We start from the raw sequence: 17,414 nt of genomic DNA on the forward strand, positions 1-17,414 counted from the left end.
GCATACAAAAATGCCTCCAGAGAGGCATTTTTGATTGATAAAATTTGTGAGAGCATATTATGAGGCTTGATAATCTCGCTGAATTTTCTCAAGTACATATTGGTTTTCAGGACGTTTTAGACCCAGATTTTCACGTAAGGTTGTACCTTCATATTCAGTACGGAATAAACCACGGCGTTGTAGTTCAGGCACAATAAATTCAACAAAGTCATTTAAGCCTGCAGGTGAGCTTGGCGGTAAAATATTAAAGCCATCGGCACCTTCATTTTCAAACCAGGTTTGTAGTTCATCGACCACTTGTTCAGCAGTACCCACTAAGGTCCAGTGACCACGTGCAGAGGCAATATATTGATATAACTCACGAATCGTGAAGTTATGCTTACGTGCAATATCAATCATCATTTGCTGACGACTTGAGAAATTAATCTCAGTATCCTCAAGCTTTGGAAATGGCGCATCAAGATCATATTTTTCAAGATTAATACCACCTGCTAATCCTGAAAGGAGCGCAAGACCAACTTTTGGATGGATCAGGCTATTTAGAAGATCATATTTTTCTTTGGCTTCTTCTTCAGTTTTCGCTACAAAAATAGAAACACCTGGCATGATTTTTAAATCATCTGGATGGCGACCGTATTTCAGCAAACGGCTTTTCACATCACGATAAAACTCCTGTGCATCTTCCAAAGTCTGCTGTGCTGTGAAAATCACTTCCGCATATTTACCTGCGAGCTCACGACCATCTTCAGATTGACCTGCCTGCACAATCACAGGATAGCCTTGTGGGGGGCGAGACACATTGAGTGAACCTTGCACTCTGAAATGTTTACCTTTATGCAGGGGCTCATGCACCTTGTCTGCATGGAAGAATTGACCCGTTTCTTTATCATAGAGGAAAGCATCATCTTCCCAAGAATCCCAAAGCTTTTGCGTCACTTCAATAAACTCATCTGCGCGTTCATAACGAACTTTTGGATCAGGATGTTTTTCTAGGCCAAAGTTACGTGCTGTGTCTGCGGATGCAGTCGTCACTACATTCCATGCTGCACGACCTTTGGAGATATGATCAAGGGAGGCAAATTTACGTGCCAGAATGTACGGATCTTCATAAGTGGTCGATGCTGTTGCAATAAAGCCCAAATTTTTAGTTGCTACAGACAATGCTGCGAAAAGCGTCACTGGTTCAAAACCTACGCCTTTATCACCTAAACCAAGCTGACCTTCTACTGCTGAACCCCAGCGTACCGATAAACCGTCTGCCAGGAAGTAGGCATCGAATAACCCTTTCTCAGCAGTCTTCGCGAGTTCAATAATATAGTCGATGTTCAGATGGTCTTGTGGACGTGATTCTGGATGGCGCCAACCCGCTGCATGCTGTGCTGTTGCTGGAATAAATGCACCTAATTTAATTTGTCGCTTTGACATGTTTCTGTCCTTATCTATTGATATATCATCAAATAGATAAAATCAATTACTGTGCCAATAAATATTTATAATAAAAACAATGACATAATGTTAAAATAAATTTTATATGTTTAAAACTCAACAGCAATTGGATTGCTTTGTTTCAAACTAAACAGTAGAAAAAATGCAGTGCTTATATGAAATGGATTGAATTAATATAAAGGATATTTCGGATCAAATTCTTGAGAAGATAGAACCTGATGTGATCCTACTTAAAAATAAAAAATGCCCCAAAGGGCATCTTTTTAGAACGCCTAGCTTAAGAGGCTTTGCTTTCCTCTTGAGCTAAGACATACTGGTTTTCTGGACGTTTGAGCCCCAGATTTTCACGTAAAGTTGTACCTTCATATTCAGTCCGGAACAAGCCACGGCGTTGTAGCTCCGGTACAATGAAATCTACGAAGTCATCCAGACCGGCAGGTATCGTCGGTGGTAACACATTGAAGCCATCCGCAGCTTCATTTTCAAACCACTCCTGTAATTGATCAACTACCTGTTCAGGTGTACCAATCAAGGTCCAGTGACCGCGCGCAGACGCAATATATTCATACAGCTGGCGGATGCTAAAGTGATGCTTCGCTGCAATCTCGAACATCATTTGCTGACGGCTAGACTTGATCTCAATATCTTGTATAGGGAACGGGGCATCCAGATCATAGTTGGAAAGATCAATATCGCCGGCTAAACCTGAAAGTAAGCCTAGGCCGACATCTGGGTGAATCAGGCTATTCAGCAATGCATATTTTTCTTTGGCTTCCTGTTCGGTCTTAGCCACAAATACAGAAACTCCTGGCATCACTTTCAAATCATCCGCATGACGGCCATATTTGGTTAAACGAGCTTTTACATCACGGTAGAAAGCTTGGGCATCCGTTAAACTTTGTTGTGCGGTGAAAATCACTTCAGCATATTTAGCTGCCAGTTCGCGACCATCTTCAGACTGACCTGCCTGTACAATGACCGGATAACCTTGGGGTGGGCGAGAAACATTCAGTGCACCCTGGACATTAAAGTATTTTCCTTTATGCAACGGCTCATGCTGCTTAGATGCATTAAAGAAATGACCGCTTGCTTTATCGTAGAGGAAAGCCTCATCTTCCCAGGAATCCCAGAGTTTCTGCACGACTTCAATAAATTCATCTGCACGTTCATAACGGACTTTAGCATCAGGATGGGCATTAAAACCAAAGTTACGCGCGGTTTCAGCAGAAATGGTCGTCACCACATTCCATGCAGCACGACCTTTACTGATATGATCTAAAGAAGCATATTTACGTGCCAACAGATAGGGTTCTTCATAGGTGGTTGAAGCTGTGGCAATAAAGCCTATATTTTTAGTGACTGCTGAAATAGCAGCAAATAAGGTCACCGGTTCAAATCCAACAACTTTGTCACTATAGCCGATATTCTTATTATGTTTAGAAGCACCATGACTCCAGTTAACAGCCAAACCATCGGCAAGGAAATAAGCATCAAACAAACCGCGTTCAGCCGTCTTTGCTAATTCAATTGCATAATCGATGCTTAAATGATCCTGAGGGCGAGACTCTGGATGCCGCCAACCTGCCGCATGTTGCGAAGTTGTTGGAATAAAAGCACCGAGTTTAATTTGTCGTTGAGCCATGCTGAAAACCTGTTTTTATCCTTTATTTCAACAGGTTTATAACAAGGAATAATCTACTTTAAAAATACGATAAAATTAAATCCTTATAATGAATATGGGATAAGAATAATATTTATTGACACCCAAAAATCGATGAGATCTAAACGTATCTGGATTTAAGTCACTATTAAATCAGCGCTTCAATAGTTTTTTTCTTCCAGATGAACTGGTAATACAGCCCCTGCATAATACACAAGCAGACAAAGGCGAGGGCATAACCATACCAGATGCCCTTTAATCCCCACCATTGACTAAACATATAAGCAGCAGGCACTTCAATACCAATGATGGCGATAATATTGATGATCATCGGTATAGTCACTGTGCCACTGGCACGCATAATCGAAGCAAAAATCGCACTGGCACCAAAGAACAGAATTGACCACAGCACGATAAACAGCAGTTGTTGACCGAGAACCACAACTTGAGGATCAGTAATGAACAGCGCCATCAGATATTTCGAGAACAGATAGGCCAGCACTACCAAGCTACCAGTAAATAAGATATTCATACTCAAAGCAGTTCGGGTGACTTTATTCAGTAAGTCATTCTTACCGGCACCAATGGCTTGAGCCGCAAATACAGAAGCGGCAATGGCAATGGAAAGCGCTGGGAACTGGATATAGTTCAATACCTGATTTACCGCACCATAAGCTGCCGTGGCTTCTGCGCCATAGCGGTTGACCAGACCGATAATCACCAAACCTGCTGCTGAAGTGGTGATCATCTGAATCCCGGTCGGAATCCCTAAACGCAGAATAATTTTGCTTAAACCGGGATGATGACGAACATGTTTCAGCAAGGCCAAATCCGGTTTAAGTGGATGGTCTTTATAATTTAAATATAGAATTAGAAATAACAGAACCGCTATATTCCCGAGAATCGTCGCAATGGCAGGTGAGATAATCCCCATTTTCGGGAAACCAAAATAACCGGCAATCAGAACGGGTGTCACCACCAGACCCACGCCAATGGTCAGGGCAGAGGCAAACAATGCCGTGGTGCTGTCACCTACACCACGTAGAATAGAAGTATAAATAATATAAATAAAAATCAGTGGACTACCAGCAAGCATCCATTGCACATAAGGCAAAGACAGATGCATCACATCGGGATCGGTTCCCAGAAGCAGCAGGATATTCTCCGCAAAAATCACCCCCAATAAGGCAATCAAGCTACCGCCAATCAGGGTCATAAACAGGGTGGAACCCACCACGCAGCGCACTTTCTCCAGATTTTTAGCGCCCCAAGCCTGTCCCACTAGAACCGTAGAACCTGCCGACAAGCCAATCACAAAAGCCATCAAACAGAACAGAATTGGGAAAAAGACTGCAACTGCAGCAATGGCATGCACGCCCAGCATCTGTCCGACAAAAATCGTGTTAATCGTACCGGATAGACTCTGCAGGATATTGGTTACAACCAGCGGCAGCAGGAAAATGAAAAAGGATTTCCATAAATTCTGTTGCTGAACCAATGCTTGCTGAGCCATAAGACATCCTGTTCTTGATGATTAGAGAGAGGAAAATAATTATCGGAAATTTGTAGAAAAATAGCCTTAGCTTTTAGGTAACTAAGGCTAAAACTATGTAAATCTTTGAAAATTTGAATCAAACTTTAGAAAGAATTTCGCCAGCTTGCAGTAAGGTCTGTTCTTTTTTAGCAAAACAGAAACGCAGCAAACGCAAATCTTTCGGTTGCTCTTTATAAAATACAGACACCGGAATCGCCACGATGCCATGTTCATGCGCTAGGTACTGACACATAGCGACATCTTCTAGATCTGGACGAATTTCGCTGTAATCCAGATTCTGGAAATAAGTGCCCTGTGACGGTGTCCACTGAAAACGTGAATCCTGAATGGATGAATTAAATAGATCCCGTTTAGCCTGATAGAAGGCTGACAGTTGTGGAATATGCTCAGGATGTTGCTGTAGGTATTCAGCTAAAGCCACTTGAACAGGAGTTACACCGCAGAAACTGGCAAATTGATACACCTGACGGAACATTTTCATTAAAGCTGGGGTAGCTACACAAAAGCCGGTTTTCCAACCCGTAACATGAAAGGTTTTTCCGAAGGAACCGACCACAAAACTACGGTCACGTAGTTCCGGGAAAGAAAGTGCTGAATGATGCTGGATGCTATCAAAAACCAGATGTTCATAGACTTCATCGGAGAGCACCACAATATTACGATCACGGATTAGTTCAATCAGCTGTTGCCAATCTTCTTGAGACCACACACTTCCAGTTGGATTATGGGGGGTATTGACCACAATCATCCGGGTACGGTCATTGATTGCATCTTTAACCTGATCCCAGTCTACAGAAAAATCTGGATGCTGGAGCGCAATATGAACTGGCTTGGCCCCTAAAACCTGTACTGTCGGTGCATAACTGTCATAGCTGGGATCAAAAATAATGACTTCTTCACCTGCGCGAATCACAGCTTGAATGGCACAAAAAATGGCAATGGTCGCACCTGGTGTAATAGTAATTTCTTGCGCAGGATCTAAAGACAATTGATCACGCTGTAAATATAAATCAGCGACCAAAGAACGTAATAACGGTAAACCATCTCCGGGAGCATACTGATTAAATCCAGAAGCACTTGCTCGTCCTAAAGCATCTATCAGATCGGGTGGTGCAGGAAAATCAGGAAATCCTTGTGAAAGATTTAATGCCCCGAGTTGCTGAGCTAGGGCAGACATGGTACTGAAAATCGTTACGCCTAAGTCGGGCAGTTTGGACTGGAGATCAAGCATGTCAAAACGCTCTTTGATTTATATAAGCATGAAGTTTAGCAGTAACGATTTAAGTCTGTGATCACAAATAACAGAAATCATGAGTAATTTTATTGATAAAACAGTAGATGATTAGAAACTTAATTACCGCGCTAATAAAAAATAAATTGATGACTAAATCATGTGAAATACAGAGTGTGATGGACGTATAGGACCTAGTTCTCATAGAATCAGCAGCATAATAATGCTTAAAAATAACTATAAGATGCTAAAGAATATTCATACCATCCTTGAGAGTCTTGGGCTGAACCTGCAAAAACGAGCTTTACATATTCAGTTTTCCAATCAGATTTTAAATACTCAGGTTTTTGTTCAGCGAATTGAAGGTCATCATCAGATCAATGATGGTTTACAGGCAGAACTGATTTGTCTGTCAACTAATGCAAATATCGCTCTAAAACAATTTATTGGCTGTCAGGTCGCGGTTGATCAGGTCACTGATCGTGGTGAACTATTCCGAATTACAGGCCTGATTACAGCGGCCAGCCAGGGACAAAGCGATGGGTCTTTGGCCCTGTATAAACTGACCCTGCAGGATGCCACTTCCTTATGGCATAAACGTCGCAATAGTCGTGTGTTTATGAATAAAAGTGTTCGGGATATTAGTGAAATTTTATTTAAAGAATGGCAGGCACGCAGCTCGTTGTTTGCAGCACGACTGAGCCTCGATGCTTCAGGCTTATCACAGGACTACGATGTCCGTCCTTTTGTGATGCAGTCCAATGAAACAGATTATGAATTTCTGACCCGCTTATGGCGTAGTGAAGGCATTAACTGGCTGATTGATGAAAAAGAAGTCATTGTTCCCACTTCAGCTCAGACCATTCAGCCACAAATTCTACGTCTGATTGATGATCAGCAGCATTTTCAGGTGTTAAAACGCCGTAGTATTCGTTTTCATCGTAGCCATGCCACCGAACCTTTTGACACGATTACCGGTCTATTGGCAGAGCGCTCATTAAATCCAACCATGGTACAAACCCAGCGCTGGCAGGCGGATCAGCTGGCGCAGAATGAAAGTCAGGTACTACTCAGTACCCATCAGCATAGTGAAGTACAGGACAATCAAAGCTTAAGTCTGGAAGATGTCTGGACCATTAGCCCAGCCTGGACCAGTGATTTAAATGGAGAAGATCAGACGACTTCAGCCAGTTCTGCTCAACTGGATAAACTGAGTCAGCAGTTGAATCAATATCATGCATTACAGTCTAAATACTTTAAGGCTAGCAGTAGTGTACGTGATGCTCAAGTAGGTTACTGGTTTGAATTACATGATCATCCTGAAATAGATCAGCATCCCGCCAATGAGCGCGAATTTTTGATTTTAGGAAAGCGCTTCTATAACCAGAACAATTTACCGAAAGACATTCTGCTGCAATTGGATCAGCTCATTCAGTCCAGTCGCTGGAAAGTACTAGGTGATGAACGGCAAAGTAATGAGTTGTATTTGGTCCGTCGACATATCTCTGTCGTACCTGAGTATCATCCATTACAGCATCGGCCCATGGCTCACCCACAGCGTGCAAAAGTGGTCGGACCTGAAGGTGAAACTATTCATGTAGATGAATGGGGGAGGGTCAAGGTTCGTTTCTTATTCACCCGTAATGATGACCATCAGCATGATGGAGGTGCTGGAACAAATGACAATGACAGCGACTCTGCTTGGGTAGATGTTCTGACACCGTGGGCAGGTGAAGGCTATGGGGCAAGATTTCATCCACGTATTGGAGAAATCGTCGTCATTGATTTCTTTGAGGGAGATGTCGACCGACCATTCGTAGTGGGTCGTATTCACGAAGCTGAACGTCATCAGGCTATGTTTGATGTTAAAGGGAAACTTCCACTTACTAAAAAACTAAGCGGTATTCGTTCTCAAGAGGTAGATGGTGAAGGCTTTAACCAGCTTCGTTTTGATGATACGACTGGGCAGATCAGTGTACAGCTACAAAGCAGTCACGGTGCCAGTCAGCTGAATTTAGGGAATTTGAGTCATCCTAAAGATGGTGAAACTAGCGATGGTCGTGGTGAAGGATTTGAGTTAAGAACAGATCAATGGGGAGCCGTGAGGGCGGGAGATGGTTTACTACTTTCAACGTATAAACAGGAAAATGCTAGTGCAAATCATTTAAATAGTAGTCCTACAAAAAGCCAGATCGAATCAAGTTTGAATAATAGTAAGGCTCTCAGCGAGATTGCGAAAAATCAACAAACTGATCCCTTAGAGGCATTAGATCACCTAAAAACTTTCCTGGATCAAATTGAACAGCAGGATCAAAGTAAAGCAGAAACCTTTAAGCAGGCACTAATGATACTTTGTGCACCGAATTCGATTGCGCTTTCAACGAATGAAGATTTGCATTTATCAGCTGATAAACAGATTAATCAAAGTGCCGCAGACAGTATTAATTTTTCAACTCAAAAATCTTTAATCGCCCATGCACAAGACAAGATTAGCCTATTTGCAGCCCAACAAGGATTCAAAGCCATTGCGGCAAAAGGCAAAGTTGAACTTCAAGCACAAGATGATGCAATAGAAGCTATTGCTCGTAAGCAAATCAAAATAATTTCAACTGAAGATCAGATTGAAATTATTAGTCCGAAAGAGATTTTACTGACTGCTGGCGGGTCTCAATTAAAGATTAATGGACAAGGAATTTTTAGTACGACTGCTGGGAAGTTTGAAAGTAAAGCAGGGCAGCATTTGTTTGCAAAAGGTCAAAATATAGTTGAACAGAAGATAAGCCTTCCAAAAATGGAAACTTTATTTAGCAATAAAATTAATTATCACTGGAATACCCCTTCTGAAGGAGAAAAAGAAATTTTTGTTGTCGATAAAGCGGACGGAATATTAATTAAAACTAATAAATCTATATTAAATTATAAAAATCAATTAAGTACAATGAGATTTTATACTTCTCAACAAACAGATTTTGTAGCATTGGGATTTAATTCTTCACACACTTATCTAATTCAAGAATTAGAAAATGAGAATATTGATGAGCTAATTGATGAGATAGAGGGAGAAGAAATCGAAGATGAAATTTATATAAAAGAGGATATAGAATAATGAGCAAGTTAGTCACTATTACATCAAAATTTTATGATGCCTCAGGAAAATCTTGTCCAGATTTACCAGTAAAATCACGTTATAAGGGATCAGCTAGAGAGAATCCCCAAAAAACAGATAAAGATGGTTTTTTTATATTTCCGGCTTCTCCAAATCGTACAATAGAAATTTTAGCTAAACTATCCAATACAAAAGATTATCAGATTTTCAGAATAATAAATTCTTCTATTAAATCTTCGCTGGATAATCCAATAAGAATTAAACTTCCTAACCCTGGTTTGGTTACTACACTTTTTAAAGTGGTGGATAGTCAAGGGAAAGCTATGACTAACTTTCCTGTCAAAACACGACCTAAAGGAGGGAAAGACTTTGAACGATTAACAGATGAACAGGGATTTATACAAGTACAATCCTCCCCATTCAGAGATATTGAGTTTTTAGTTTTAACTTCTGCTGATAAGTTTATTCTAAAAAAATCTCTAAACTCAGGGAGTGGTTCACAAAAAACTATTTTAGTTCAATTAGATGAACCATATAAGATGTTCATAAGTAAATCAAATATCCAAATTATCGATAAGACAGGGAATAGCTATATTGTTGAAAATACAAAAGTTGAAATATTAGATTTACAAAGTGGTAAAAAAGAGATTGTAAATACCTCTAATGGAAAATTATTAATCCAAAGTATGGTCGGAGAAAAAATACAAATTACAGTATTCAAGCCTGACGGTGAATCTTTAAAACCAGAATATTATTCTGCAAAATATATAAATAATCATTCTATTAAATTAAAATTAGATGTCGATATAACATCAAGCTCTACAAAGCCTAATAAGCCTGAAATTGACAAGGAATTAGATGAAAATATCCTCATTACAATGGAGCAGATGCAAAAAATGTGGCCAAGAGTAGCTATAGCAAAGATGCAGCCTATTTTGGATGAATTAAATGTAAATTTAACAGCTTACAAATTAGATACACGATTAAGACAAGCTCATTTTATAGCCCAAGTAAGACAGGAAGTAGGGGCTAATTTTTTATTAAGAGAACAAGTCGAATATATGAGACCGGCAGCTTTAAAAAAAATTGGATATTACAAGTATTATCCTAAACAAGCTGATATTGATGGATATAACGGAAAAGCTCCAGCAAATGGGGAAGTAATTGCAAATCGTATGTATGATGATAAATATCGAGACAAAAAATATAAATTAGGAAATACTTCACTGGGAGATGGATGGAAATATTTAGGTCGAGGTTTAAAACAGTTAACGGGAAAAAATAACTATCAAGATTTAACAGAAATGTATTCTACTATTTGGGTGGATGAAAATTTAGATTTTGTTAAAAATCCTAAATTACTTGAACAGCCTAAATATGCAGTAAGATCTGCTATTCGTTTTTGGTTGAAATTTAAACTATATGAAATAGCAGATAAGGGGAGTGAGTCTAAAGAAGTAGATGCTATTACTTCAAAAATTAATAGAGGTACAGATTCATATCTTGATCGCAGAAAGCATTTTATTAGAGCACGTCAAATATTTAATTAAATTTAAGGGGGTAATATGTTATTTAAAATATTAATTATTTGTTTTAGCTTATTTATTTTTAATAATATTTATGCTCAAGATAAATGTGAATTAGATTCAACTACAAATTTAAATATTTTTAAAAAGGATGATTATAAGATAAATAGCTATAAGTGTTTTTCAGATCAAGGTATTTATCTAAAAAATTATATTGAGAATTCAAATTATAAAAAGTTGGTTAATTATTATGCGGATTATAGTGCGAAAGAAGAACCTGAATTGCTGGCAGTAAGTGTTTATAAAAATAACAGAATGCGGAGACCAATACTTATAACTATTAATAGATCTTATTATTGTTGTACTCCTCAAATAGAAGGACATATGTATAAGGTTGGCTTATATCAAATCACCAATACTAAAAAAGGAATTAATTTAGAAGACATAACAAATATTTTGCATGAGGAATCTGAAGGCTTTAATGGATTGGCTGAAGGTAAAGTTAATTACAAATACAAAGATATCTTTTCTATCAAAAAATGGCTTGAAAGTAATTATTTGAAGAATAAATAATATAGATTTTTATTATAATCATAAATAAGCCCCGATACGGGGCTTTTTTATTTTTACCCTTCCAAAACCTCTTCCAGTAACTCCTCACTCGGTGCAAAGTAATACGCACCATCCATTGGAGTCACGAAGTGTAGTAAGCGGTCGTGAATACCATCACCTGACGTACCGAACATACGCTCTAACATGGCATCGATAATGTTTAAATCTTTGGTGTAGGCAATGAAGAATAAGCCTTGGTCTCCACGGCCATCACCATAAGGTAGGGAATGACGCAGAATTTCCATTTCCTCACCTTCTCCATCCTCAACTACAGTACGAGCAATGTGAGCATTGGCAGGTTTTACCTCATCCTCCAGTTCAATCGATTCAAGTTTGGTACGACCCATGACTTGCTCTTGAGCATCAACTTTTAGCTTTTTCCATTTTTTCAGGTTGTGCGCATAACGTTGTGCGAAAATAAATGAACCATCTTGGAAAATACCAGCATCCTCACCTATTAAAGCCACTTCAGCACGATCATCAGGGAATTGCGGGTTTTCAGTACCATCAATGAAGCCGGTAATATCACGACCATCAAAGTAACGGAAGCAAACACGCTCATCCAGCACTTCGACCTGGTCACGGATTCCTTCAAAGAATGATTGACTTAAAGCAAAGCAGATATCGGCACGTGCACTGGCAATATGAATCAGTACGTCTGCAGGAACAACAGGCATATCAAACGAACCTTGAATCGGCTCTAACTGTTTAAAGCCCACAGGAGCTTGGTCATAAAGTTTTGCCCACAGTTCAGGACCAAAAGCCACGCCTGTTTTGATTTGCGCATTGGGATGTTGGGTGATCAGACGGTCGCGTGTAGTAAATAATTGTTCTAATTGAGCTTTAAAATCTTCAATGCTGAGATCTTTAAGACGCAAAACAATAAAGCGAGCATGATCTGAGGGTAATGGCAAGATTACAGATTGGGCTGTCATTCATGGCTCCTGTAATAAAAATTCCTGTGTTCAATCAAACTATTGTGCCTGAAGCCATACAGGGTGAATAGTATTCAAATTGAATTTCTGCAAGATTTTGATCTGAATATATTGGAAAAGTCATATAATACGCTCCAAGTTTTCTATCGAGCAGATTCATGTCCTATCAAGTTTGGTTTGCCTATATGTTGGCCTGTTGGGTGATTAGTATTTCCCCGGGTGCAGGCGCCATTGCTTCGATGTCGAGCGGGCTGAATTATGGTTTCCGGCATGGCTACTGGAATGCTTTGGGATTGCAGCTGGCCTTGCTGGTTCAAATCGCCATTGTCGCTGCTGGTGCAGGGGTACTGTTTGCCACATCACCCTTGGCTTTTCTAGTAGTGAAATGGTTTGGTGTCGGTTACTTGCTCTATCTGGCTTATTTACAGTGGACTGCACCGATGCAATCCATTGAGATTCAGCATGAGTTAACTCGTAAATCAGCTGGAAAATTGGTACTACATGGTTTCCTGGTCAATATGAGTAATCCCAAGGCGATCGTGTTCTTGCTGGCAGTACTGCCACAGTTTCTGGATCTATCGAAACCTCAGTGGATTCAGTACGTGATTATGGCAGCAACCATGGTCACCATTGATCTGATTGTGATGGCGGGTTATACCGGATTAGCTGCGAAAGTTTTAAGATTATTGACATCGGCAAAGCAACAAAAAATATTAAACAGAAGCTTTGCTGTGCTCTTTGCCTGCGCTGCGACTTTACTCAGTCTGGTGCATCAGGCTTAAGCCAAAACAGCGGATCATGCCAAAAACAAAAATAATGTGATTACGCGCATGTTGAATACAAACATAAAAACAATAAAAGAGGTATTCCTATGTCAGGCCAATTTGACTTCGTGTCAATTCTAAAAAAGCCCACTATTCACCAGAATGGCTGCTGTATCAGTCATCGCATCCAAATGCCGGATGGTAGCCAGAAAACTCTGGGTGTGTTCTTACCGACAGAACAGCCGATCGTGTTTGAAACTGCGGTCGCAGAACGGCTGGAAATTATTTCTGGTGAATGTCTGGTGCAGATTGGTGAGGATGAACATTACCGGCGCTATGTGCCGGGCCAGTCTTTCTATGTGCCCAAACATAGTCGGTTTAAACTGCTATGCCAGGTAATCGTGGATTATGTCTGTCACTTTGAATAAGACGGGATATCTATTCAGCTGGGGGTTTTAGCTGCTGTAAAAATTCATGTTCAGTCATCACTATAATGCCGTATTGTTGCAACAGGGCAGTGGTGACGCCTTGACCTTGAATTTTTACTCCAGAGAATGAGCCATCATAAATCAGATCGCTGCCGCAAGATGGACTGTTGGCCTTGAGGATGGCATGTGTCGCTTGAAATCTTTGAGCAAGGTCTAAAGCGGCATAGGCACCTTTGATAAAGGCATTTGAAACATCTGTACCATTTATATCTACAACATGAGTTTGCTGTAGCAGCACATTGTGACCATTACCGGATTGAATCTCGGCAGGTGGGCGGGGGATGGGTAAACCGCCACTGACTTCAGGACACAGGCTGACATACTGATCAGGGATTAGATGTTCTAATAGTTCTATGAGCAGGCAATCCTGTCCATCGTAACGGGCTTTATGACCGAGCAAACAGGCACTAATCAGGTAGCGTTTGCTCGTCATAGCTTAACTCAGCTTTTTAAACTTCTGTACACAGAAGATTAGGGCAAATAGTATCGACATGGTCAGCACAATAGTCAGGCCGGTCGACGTATTGAGGCCTGCACTCGACCATAAGCCCACAGTAATCCCAATCTGTGCAATCACGAAGGCCCAAGTCACCATTTGTTTTGGTGAGTTTGCCAGCAGGCGGGCAGTCAAAGCTGGAATGACCAGCAGTGCGCCCATCAACAGTGAACCCACTGCGCGAAGTGCCAATACCGTAAACAGCGCCAGTAACAACATAAAGATCAAGCGTTGCAACTTGGCATTCACGCCTTCACTGATCGCCATGTCAGGATCAATGGCAATCTGAATCTGTGCCTGCCAGCTTTTATACAGCACAGCCAGTGCAATAATAATCACCACAGCAAAAGTGGGTAAGTCATTCCAGGAAATTGTCAGTAGATCACCAAACAGATAGCTGAGCAGTTCCGGTCTTAAGCTCGGTAAATGTTGAATGAACAATAAACCTGAGCAGAGCAGGGTGGCGGAGCAGAGTGCAAGTAAAGCGTCATTTGGCAGGCGAGGATCGTACAGCACCCATAAAATACCAACTAGCAATAGTGCAATAAAGGTCACACCCATCCATAGCGGAAGACTCATGGCACCAGCAATGGCAACACCGAGTAAAGTGCCATGCGCCATAGTATCCGCGAAGAAGGACATGCGACGCCAAAGCATCAAACAGCCCAGCGGAGCAGTCAGAAACACTAATAGTGTTCCCATAATCCATGCAGGTAAAAGGAGTTGTAACCAGTCCATCATGGCTTAAGTTTCCGGCTCGGGGTGAATATGCGGTCGTGCATCATGCTGACAAGGTGTTGCGGAGTCACCATGGGCACAGTGATCATGATGATGCTGGTAGAACACGCGGTTGGTGCCAAAAATGGCCTGATATTCTGGATGCTGCTGCACGTTTTCCGGTAGCCCGCTACAACAAATATGTTTATTCAGACACACTACACGATGCGTGCCTTGCATCACCCATTGCAGGTCATGCGATACCATTAAAATGGCACAGCCATATTTTTCTGGCAGACTGCGCACATATTCATACAGTTCAGCTTCGGACTGAATGTCTAGACCCTGCATCGGTTCATCTAGGACCAGAATGTCTGGTTGGCGTAATAAGGCACGAGCTAATAATACACGCTGACGTTCACCGCCAGAAAGCTGTTGTACTTTGGAATTTTCTAACTTGGCAATGCCAGTATCGCGGATGATTTCAGCTTTAATAGCTGACGGGCATTTTTCTAATGCCAGTAGATCTTTCACGCGGAGTGGTAGACTATGTGAAGGATTGAATTTTTGTGGCACATAAGAGAATTTCAGCTTACGCGCCGTTTTGATCTCACCTGATTTTGGCTTTACGATCCCGAGCATAACTTTTATTAAGGTCGACTTACCGGCACCGTTGGGACCAATCAGCGTGACAATCTCTTTCTCCTGCAAAGAGAAATCAATCGCTTTTAAAATATCCCGCTCATCGATATTGACCCAAATTTTGGAAAGTTGAATCAGCGGTGCGGGAGTTAGGCTTTGTTGCGACACTGCTGACAGATTCCTGAAATCTCAATAATACTGTGATGGGCAATAAAATCATCTGATGCAGCCAGCGCAGCCAGCTGATCCAGTAAACCTTGTGCCGATGCTTCTTTGACTGCCTTACATTCAGTACAAATCAGGAAAGCTGCTTGATGGCCTTCACGTGGATGACAACATGGAATATAGGCATTAATAGAAGTCAGACGGTGAATAAAGCCTTTTTCTAATAAAAAGTCGAGGGTGCGGTATACGGTCGGTGGTGCCGCTGGACGATCACTATTATTTTTAATCTTGGCCAGCAGGTCATAGGCACCCATTGGACCTGAGGCATTTAAAATCAGTTCGAGCACTTCCTTACGTAAGGGAGTAAGTCGCGCACCCGTTGCTACACAAAGGCTTTCCGCTTCAGCCAGACGTTGCTCCACGTTTGGATGATCGTGTACGCCGTGCAATGCGTTGTGGTGTTCGTGCGAACAGGAACCCATAGTTCACCTCAAGTGCGAAACTGAAATTAAAAGAATTTTAAATCTTACCATGAAGCGTTATCAGTTTCGATTGGGCATAGGTATTTTTACGAATTTGTTATATTATAACACTTAAGTTTTTACCGCGATTTTCTCCCATGTCCCGTTTCTTTGCGTTCTGTGCCTTGGCTTTATTTAGTACCCTCAGTTGGTCACAAAGTCTGGTGGTGTCTACGCATCCGATTTATCTGATTGCCAAAAAAATTACCCAAGGCGTAGAACAGCCCACCTTATTATTGGCTAATCAGACCGGACATGATGTCAGCTTAACTCCAGCACACCGTAAAACGATTCAGGATGCTGGGCTGGTAATCTGGTTGGGACAGGCGCATGAAGCACCTTTAGCAAAAGTACTCGAAGAAAGTAATAAAAGTATCGCTATTCTGGATTCCAACATTATTAACCCATTGCCAATGCGTAATCCGCGTGGTGAAGCCTTAAAGAATACGGTTGATACACATGTCTGGCTTGATCCAAATAATGCAGTGCGCATTGGTTTCTTTATTGCTGCGCTACGTTCACAGCAAATGCCACAGTACCGTGAAACTTACTGGAAAAATGCACGTGCTTTTGCACAGAACATGCTGATTACGGCACAACGTTATAATTCAACTTCCAAACCACGTCCGTACTGGTCTTATCATGATGCTTATCAATATCTGGAGCGTCCGCTGAATTTGAAGTTCATGGGAGCAATGACCGATGACCCGCATGTGTCACCAACCGTTGCTCAGATCAAGTTCCTGCAGGACACTCGAGCACAGACCAAAATGTGTTTACTGGCTGAAGGTCATGCCAATGCCAATCAGTACCGAAAACTGAACCCGGTAGTTTTCCAGCATGTAGACGAAAGCATGAGTGGGGCAGGGGACTTTATACAAGGTTGGCAACAATTAGCTGATCAAACCAGCAAATGTGTGCTAAATTCACGATAATGATTAAAAAGTGATCGAGTTTTGCCTAGTTTAAAAACGATTGAAGCATCGAATTTTTCAAAGCTAAGCTCGGGAAAAGATTGCATGTTAAGGGGTGTAACTCTATAATGCCTGCGATTAAAAATAATCATCAGCTAAACTTGTCAAGCATGATTGCTGTGAGTGAATAAATAATGAGCCGAACTAGTCGCTTGATTGACCGACGATTAGCGAAAGCTTTAGTCATCTTGCAAGCAGTAATGATACCCGTTTCAGCGTTGTTAGGTTGGGTTCTGAAGGACACAACCGCAGCCTTGAGTGCAGCCTTGGGTGCATTCGTATGTTGGCTGGCGACCTGCTACTTTAGCTGGCAGTCGTTTCGTGCTGCGGGCGCGCGAGCTTCCAAACAAGTTCTATCGAACATGTATAGGGGCATGCTCGGTAAGTTTGCAATTGTGATTGTTGGATTCATTTTGATTTTAAGCAATGTCAAGCCGTTATCCCCGGTTGCATTGTTTTGTGGTTTTATACTCGTTCAAGCCATGTCGTGGGTCGCTCCGTTTTGGGTGTCACGTCTACAAAGACGAGTTTAAGCGCAGCAAAAATTGAAAAGTTTTTTCAGAAATAAGCGAGATA

At 41.3% G+C, this 17,414-nt stretch carries 16 protein-coding genes; 7 read left to right on the forward strand and 9 right to left on the reverse strand.

The annotated features are described in order from the left end of the window. Positions 1 to 57: 57 nt before the first annotated feature. From BS636_RS06150 to BS636_RS06165, 4 genes are all read right to left on the reverse strand, one after another. Positions 58 to 1,425, reverse strand: a complete 1,368-nt coding sequence (locus tag BS636_RS06150) for an LLM class flavin-dependent oxidoreductase (protein ID WP_099337993.1) — start codon at positions 1,423 to 1,425, stop codon at positions 58 to 60. Between the two features lie 298 nt (positions 1,426 to 1,723). Then, positions 1,724 to 3,088 carry an LLM class flavin-dependent oxidoreductase gene (locus BS636_RS06155; protein WP_099337994.1) on the reverse strand — a complete coding sequence of 455 codons (1,365 nt, stop codon included), beginning with the start codon at positions 3,086 to 3,088 and terminating at the stop codon, positions 1,724 to 1,726. 166 nt (positions 3,089 to 3,254) lie between these two features. After that, positions 3,255 to 4,619: an MATE family efflux transporter gene (locus BS636_RS06160; protein ID WP_099337995.1), complete on the reverse strand. Its 1,365-nt coding sequence runs from the start codon at positions 4,617 to 4,619 to the stop codon at positions 3,255 to 3,257. 118 nt (positions 4,620 to 4,737) lie between these two features. Next, the gene (locus BS636_RS06165) at positions 4,738 to 5,892 is read right to left on the reverse strand and encodes a methionine aminotransferase (RefSeq protein ID WP_099337996.1); all 1,155 of its coding nucleotides are present in this window, start codon (positions 5,890 to 5,892) and stop codon (positions 4,738 to 4,740) included. 244 nt (positions 5,893 to 6,136) lie between these two features. On the opposite strand from BS636_RS06165, the gene BS636_RS06170 reads away from it, so the two are divergent. From BS636_RS06170 to BS636_RS06180, 3 genes are read left to right on the forward strand one after another with little or no spacing between them, the layout of a single operon-like run. Next, entirely contained in the window at positions 6,137 to 8,998 is a 2,862-nt protein-coding gene (locus tag BS636_RS06170) for a type VI secretion system Vgr family protein (RefSeq protein ID WP_099339613.1), read from the forward strand. Continuing rightward, a complete protein-coding gene (locus BS636_RS06175) occupies positions 8,998 to 10,548 on the forward strand; it encodes a glycoside hydrolase family 19 protein (protein ID WP_099337997.1) in 1,551 nt (516 codons plus the stop codon). Before BS636_RS06170 ends, BS636_RS06175 begins: the two co-directional genes overlap by 1 nt. 15 nt (positions 10,549 to 10,563) lie before the next feature. Next, entirely contained in the window at positions 10,564 to 11,097 is a 534-nt protein-coding gene (locus BS636_RS06180; protein WP_099337998.1) for a hypothetical protein, read from the forward strand. A gap of 53 nt (positions 11,098 to 11,150) precedes the next feature. Here the strand turns inward: BS636_RS06180 and BS636_RS06185 are convergent, their stop codons facing one another. Continuing rightward, positions 11,151 to 12,071, reverse strand: a complete 921-nt coding sequence (locus tag BS636_RS06185; protein ID WP_099337999.1) for a Dyp-type peroxidase — start codon at positions 12,069 to 12,071, stop codon at positions 11,151 to 11,153. Positions 12,072 to 12,229: 158 nt separating this feature from the next. On the opposite strand from BS636_RS06185, the gene BS636_RS06190 reads away from it, so the two are divergent. Both BS636_RS06190 and BS636_RS06195 read left to right on the forward strand, forming a co-directional pair. Beyond that, positions 12,230 to 12,853: a LysE family transporter gene (locus tag BS636_RS06190; RefSeq protein WP_099338000.1), complete on the forward strand. Its 624-nt coding sequence runs from the start codon at positions 12,230 to 12,232 to the stop codon at positions 12,851 to 12,853. A gap of 89 nt (positions 12,854 to 12,942) precedes the next feature. After that, the gene (locus BS636_RS06195) at positions 12,943 to 13,263 is read left to right on the forward strand and encodes a pyrimidine/purine nucleoside phosphorylase (protein WP_099338001.1); all 321 of its coding nucleotides are present in this window, start codon (positions 12,943 to 12,945) and stop codon (positions 13,261 to 13,263) included. A 10-nt stretch (positions 13,264 to 13,273) separates the two neighbouring features. Here the strand turns inward: BS636_RS06195 and BS636_RS06200 are convergent, their stop codons facing one another. Genes BS636_RS06200 through BS636_RS06215 form a run of 4 tightly spaced genes read right to left on the reverse strand, consistent with a single transcriptional unit; the run spans position 13,274 to position 15,825 of the window. Then, positions 13,274 to 13,756, reverse strand: a complete 483-nt coding sequence (locus BS636_RS06200) for a DUF523 domain-containing protein (protein WP_099338002.1) — start codon at positions 13,754 to 13,756, stop codon at positions 13,274 to 13,276. 3 nt (positions 13,757 to 13,759) lie between these two features. Continuing rightward, complete coding sequence (znuB, locus tag BS636_RS06205; RefSeq protein WP_099338003.1) at positions 13,760 to 14,560, reverse strand: zinc ABC transporter permease subunit ZnuB; 801 nt, start codon at positions 14,558 to 14,560, stop codon at positions 13,760 to 13,762. A 3-nt stretch (positions 14,561 to 14,563) separates the two neighbouring features. Continuing rightward, positions 14,564 to 15,346 (reverse strand): zinc ABC transporter ATP-binding protein ZnuC, encoded by a 783-nt coding sequence (gene znuC, locus BS636_RS06210; RefSeq protein ID WP_099338004.1) that lies wholly within the window; start codon positions 15,344 to 15,346, stop codon positions 14,564 to 14,566. After that, positions 15,328 to 15,825: a transcriptional repressor gene (locus BS636_RS06215; protein ID WP_099338005.1), complete on the reverse strand. Its 498-nt coding sequence runs from the start codon at positions 15,823 to 15,825 to the stop codon at positions 15,328 to 15,330. The genes znuC and BS636_RS06215 overlap by 19 nt, the downstream gene beginning before the upstream one ends. Positions 15,826 to 15,962: 137 nt before the next feature. On the opposite strand from BS636_RS06215, the gene BS636_RS06220 reads away from it, so the two are divergent. Together BS636_RS06220 and BS636_RS06225 are read left to right on the forward strand one after the other, a co-directional pair. After that, positions 15,963 to 16,799, forward strand: a complete 837-nt coding sequence (locus tag BS636_RS06220; protein WP_099338006.1) for a metal ABC transporter solute-binding protein, Zn/Mn family — start codon at positions 15,963 to 15,965, stop codon at positions 16,797 to 16,799. 173 nt (positions 16,800 to 16,972) lie between these two features. Beyond that, positions 16,973 to 17,371 carry an ATP synthase subunit I gene (locus BS636_RS06225; RefSeq protein WP_004814246.1) on the forward strand — a complete coding sequence of 133 codons (399 nt, stop codon included), beginning with the start codon at positions 16,973 to 16,975 and terminating at the stop codon, positions 17,369 to 17,371. Positions 17,372 to 17,414 lie beyond the last annotated feature (43 nt).

Source organism: Acinetobacter sp. LoGeW2-3, from assembly GCF_002688565.1.
GTDB lineage: Bacteria > Pseudomonadota > Gammaproteobacteria > Pseudomonadales > Moraxellaceae > Acinetobacter.

Bases quoted from the DNA above. Each gene is read 5' to 3' on its own strand.
- BS636_RS06150 (WP_099337993.1), bottom strand. From the start codon at position 1,425: ATGTCAAAGCGACAAATTAAATTAGGTGCATTTATTCCAGCAACAGCA.
- BS636_RS06220 (WP_099338006.1), top strand. From the start codon at position 15,963: ATGTCCCGTTTCTTTGCGTTCTGTGCCTTGGCTTTATTTAGTACCCTC.
- BS636_RS06185 (WP_099337999.1), bottom strand. From the start codon at position 12,071: ATGACAGCCCAATCTGTAATCTTGCCATTACCCTCAGATCATGCTCGC.
- BS636_RS06190 (WP_099338000.1), top strand. From the start codon at position 12,230: ATGTCCTATCAAGTTTGGTTTGCCTATATGTTGGCCTGTTGGGTGATT.
- BS636_RS06200 (WP_099338002.1), bottom strand. From the start codon at position 13,756: ATGACGAGCAAACGCTACCTGATTAGTGCCTGTTTGCTCGGTCATAAA.
- BS636_RS06180 (WP_099337998.1), top strand. From the start codon at position 10,564: ATGTTATTTAAAATATTAATTATTTGTTTTAGCTTATTTATTTTTAAT.
- BS636_RS06160 (WP_099337995.1), bottom strand. From the start codon at position 4,619: ATGGCTCAGCAAGCATTGGTTCAGCAACAGAATTTATGGAAATCCTTT.
- BS636_RS06225 (WP_004814246.1), top strand. From the start codon at position 16,973: ATGAGCCGAACTAGTCGCTTGATTGACCGACGATTAGCGAAAGCTTTA.
- BS636_RS06165 (WP_099337996.1), bottom strand. From the start codon at position 5,892: ATGCTTGATCTCCAGTCCAAACTGCCCGACTTAGGCGTAACGATTTTC.
- BS636_RS06195 (WP_099338001.1), top strand. From the start codon at position 12,943: ATGTCAGGCCAATTTGACTTCGTGTCAATTCTAAAAAAGCCCACTATT.
- BS636_RS06155 (WP_099337994.1), bottom strand. From the start codon at position 3,088: ATGGCTCAACGACAAATTAAACTCGGTGCTTTTATTCCAACAACTTCG.
- BS636_RS06170 (WP_099339613.1), top strand. From the start codon at position 6,137: ATGCTAAAGAATATTCATACCATCCTTGAGAGTCTTGGGCTGAACCTG.
- BS636_RS06175 (WP_099337997.1), top strand. From the start codon at position 8,998: ATGAGCAAGTTAGTCACTATTACATCAAAATTTTATGATGCCTCAGGA.
- znuB (WP_099338003.1), bottom strand. From the start codon at position 14,560: ATGATGGACTGGTTACAACTCCTTTTACCTGCATGGATTATGGGAACA.
- BS636_RS06215 (WP_099338005.1), bottom strand. From the start codon at position 15,825: ATGGGTTCCTGTTCGCACGAACACCACAACGCATTGCACGGCGTACAC.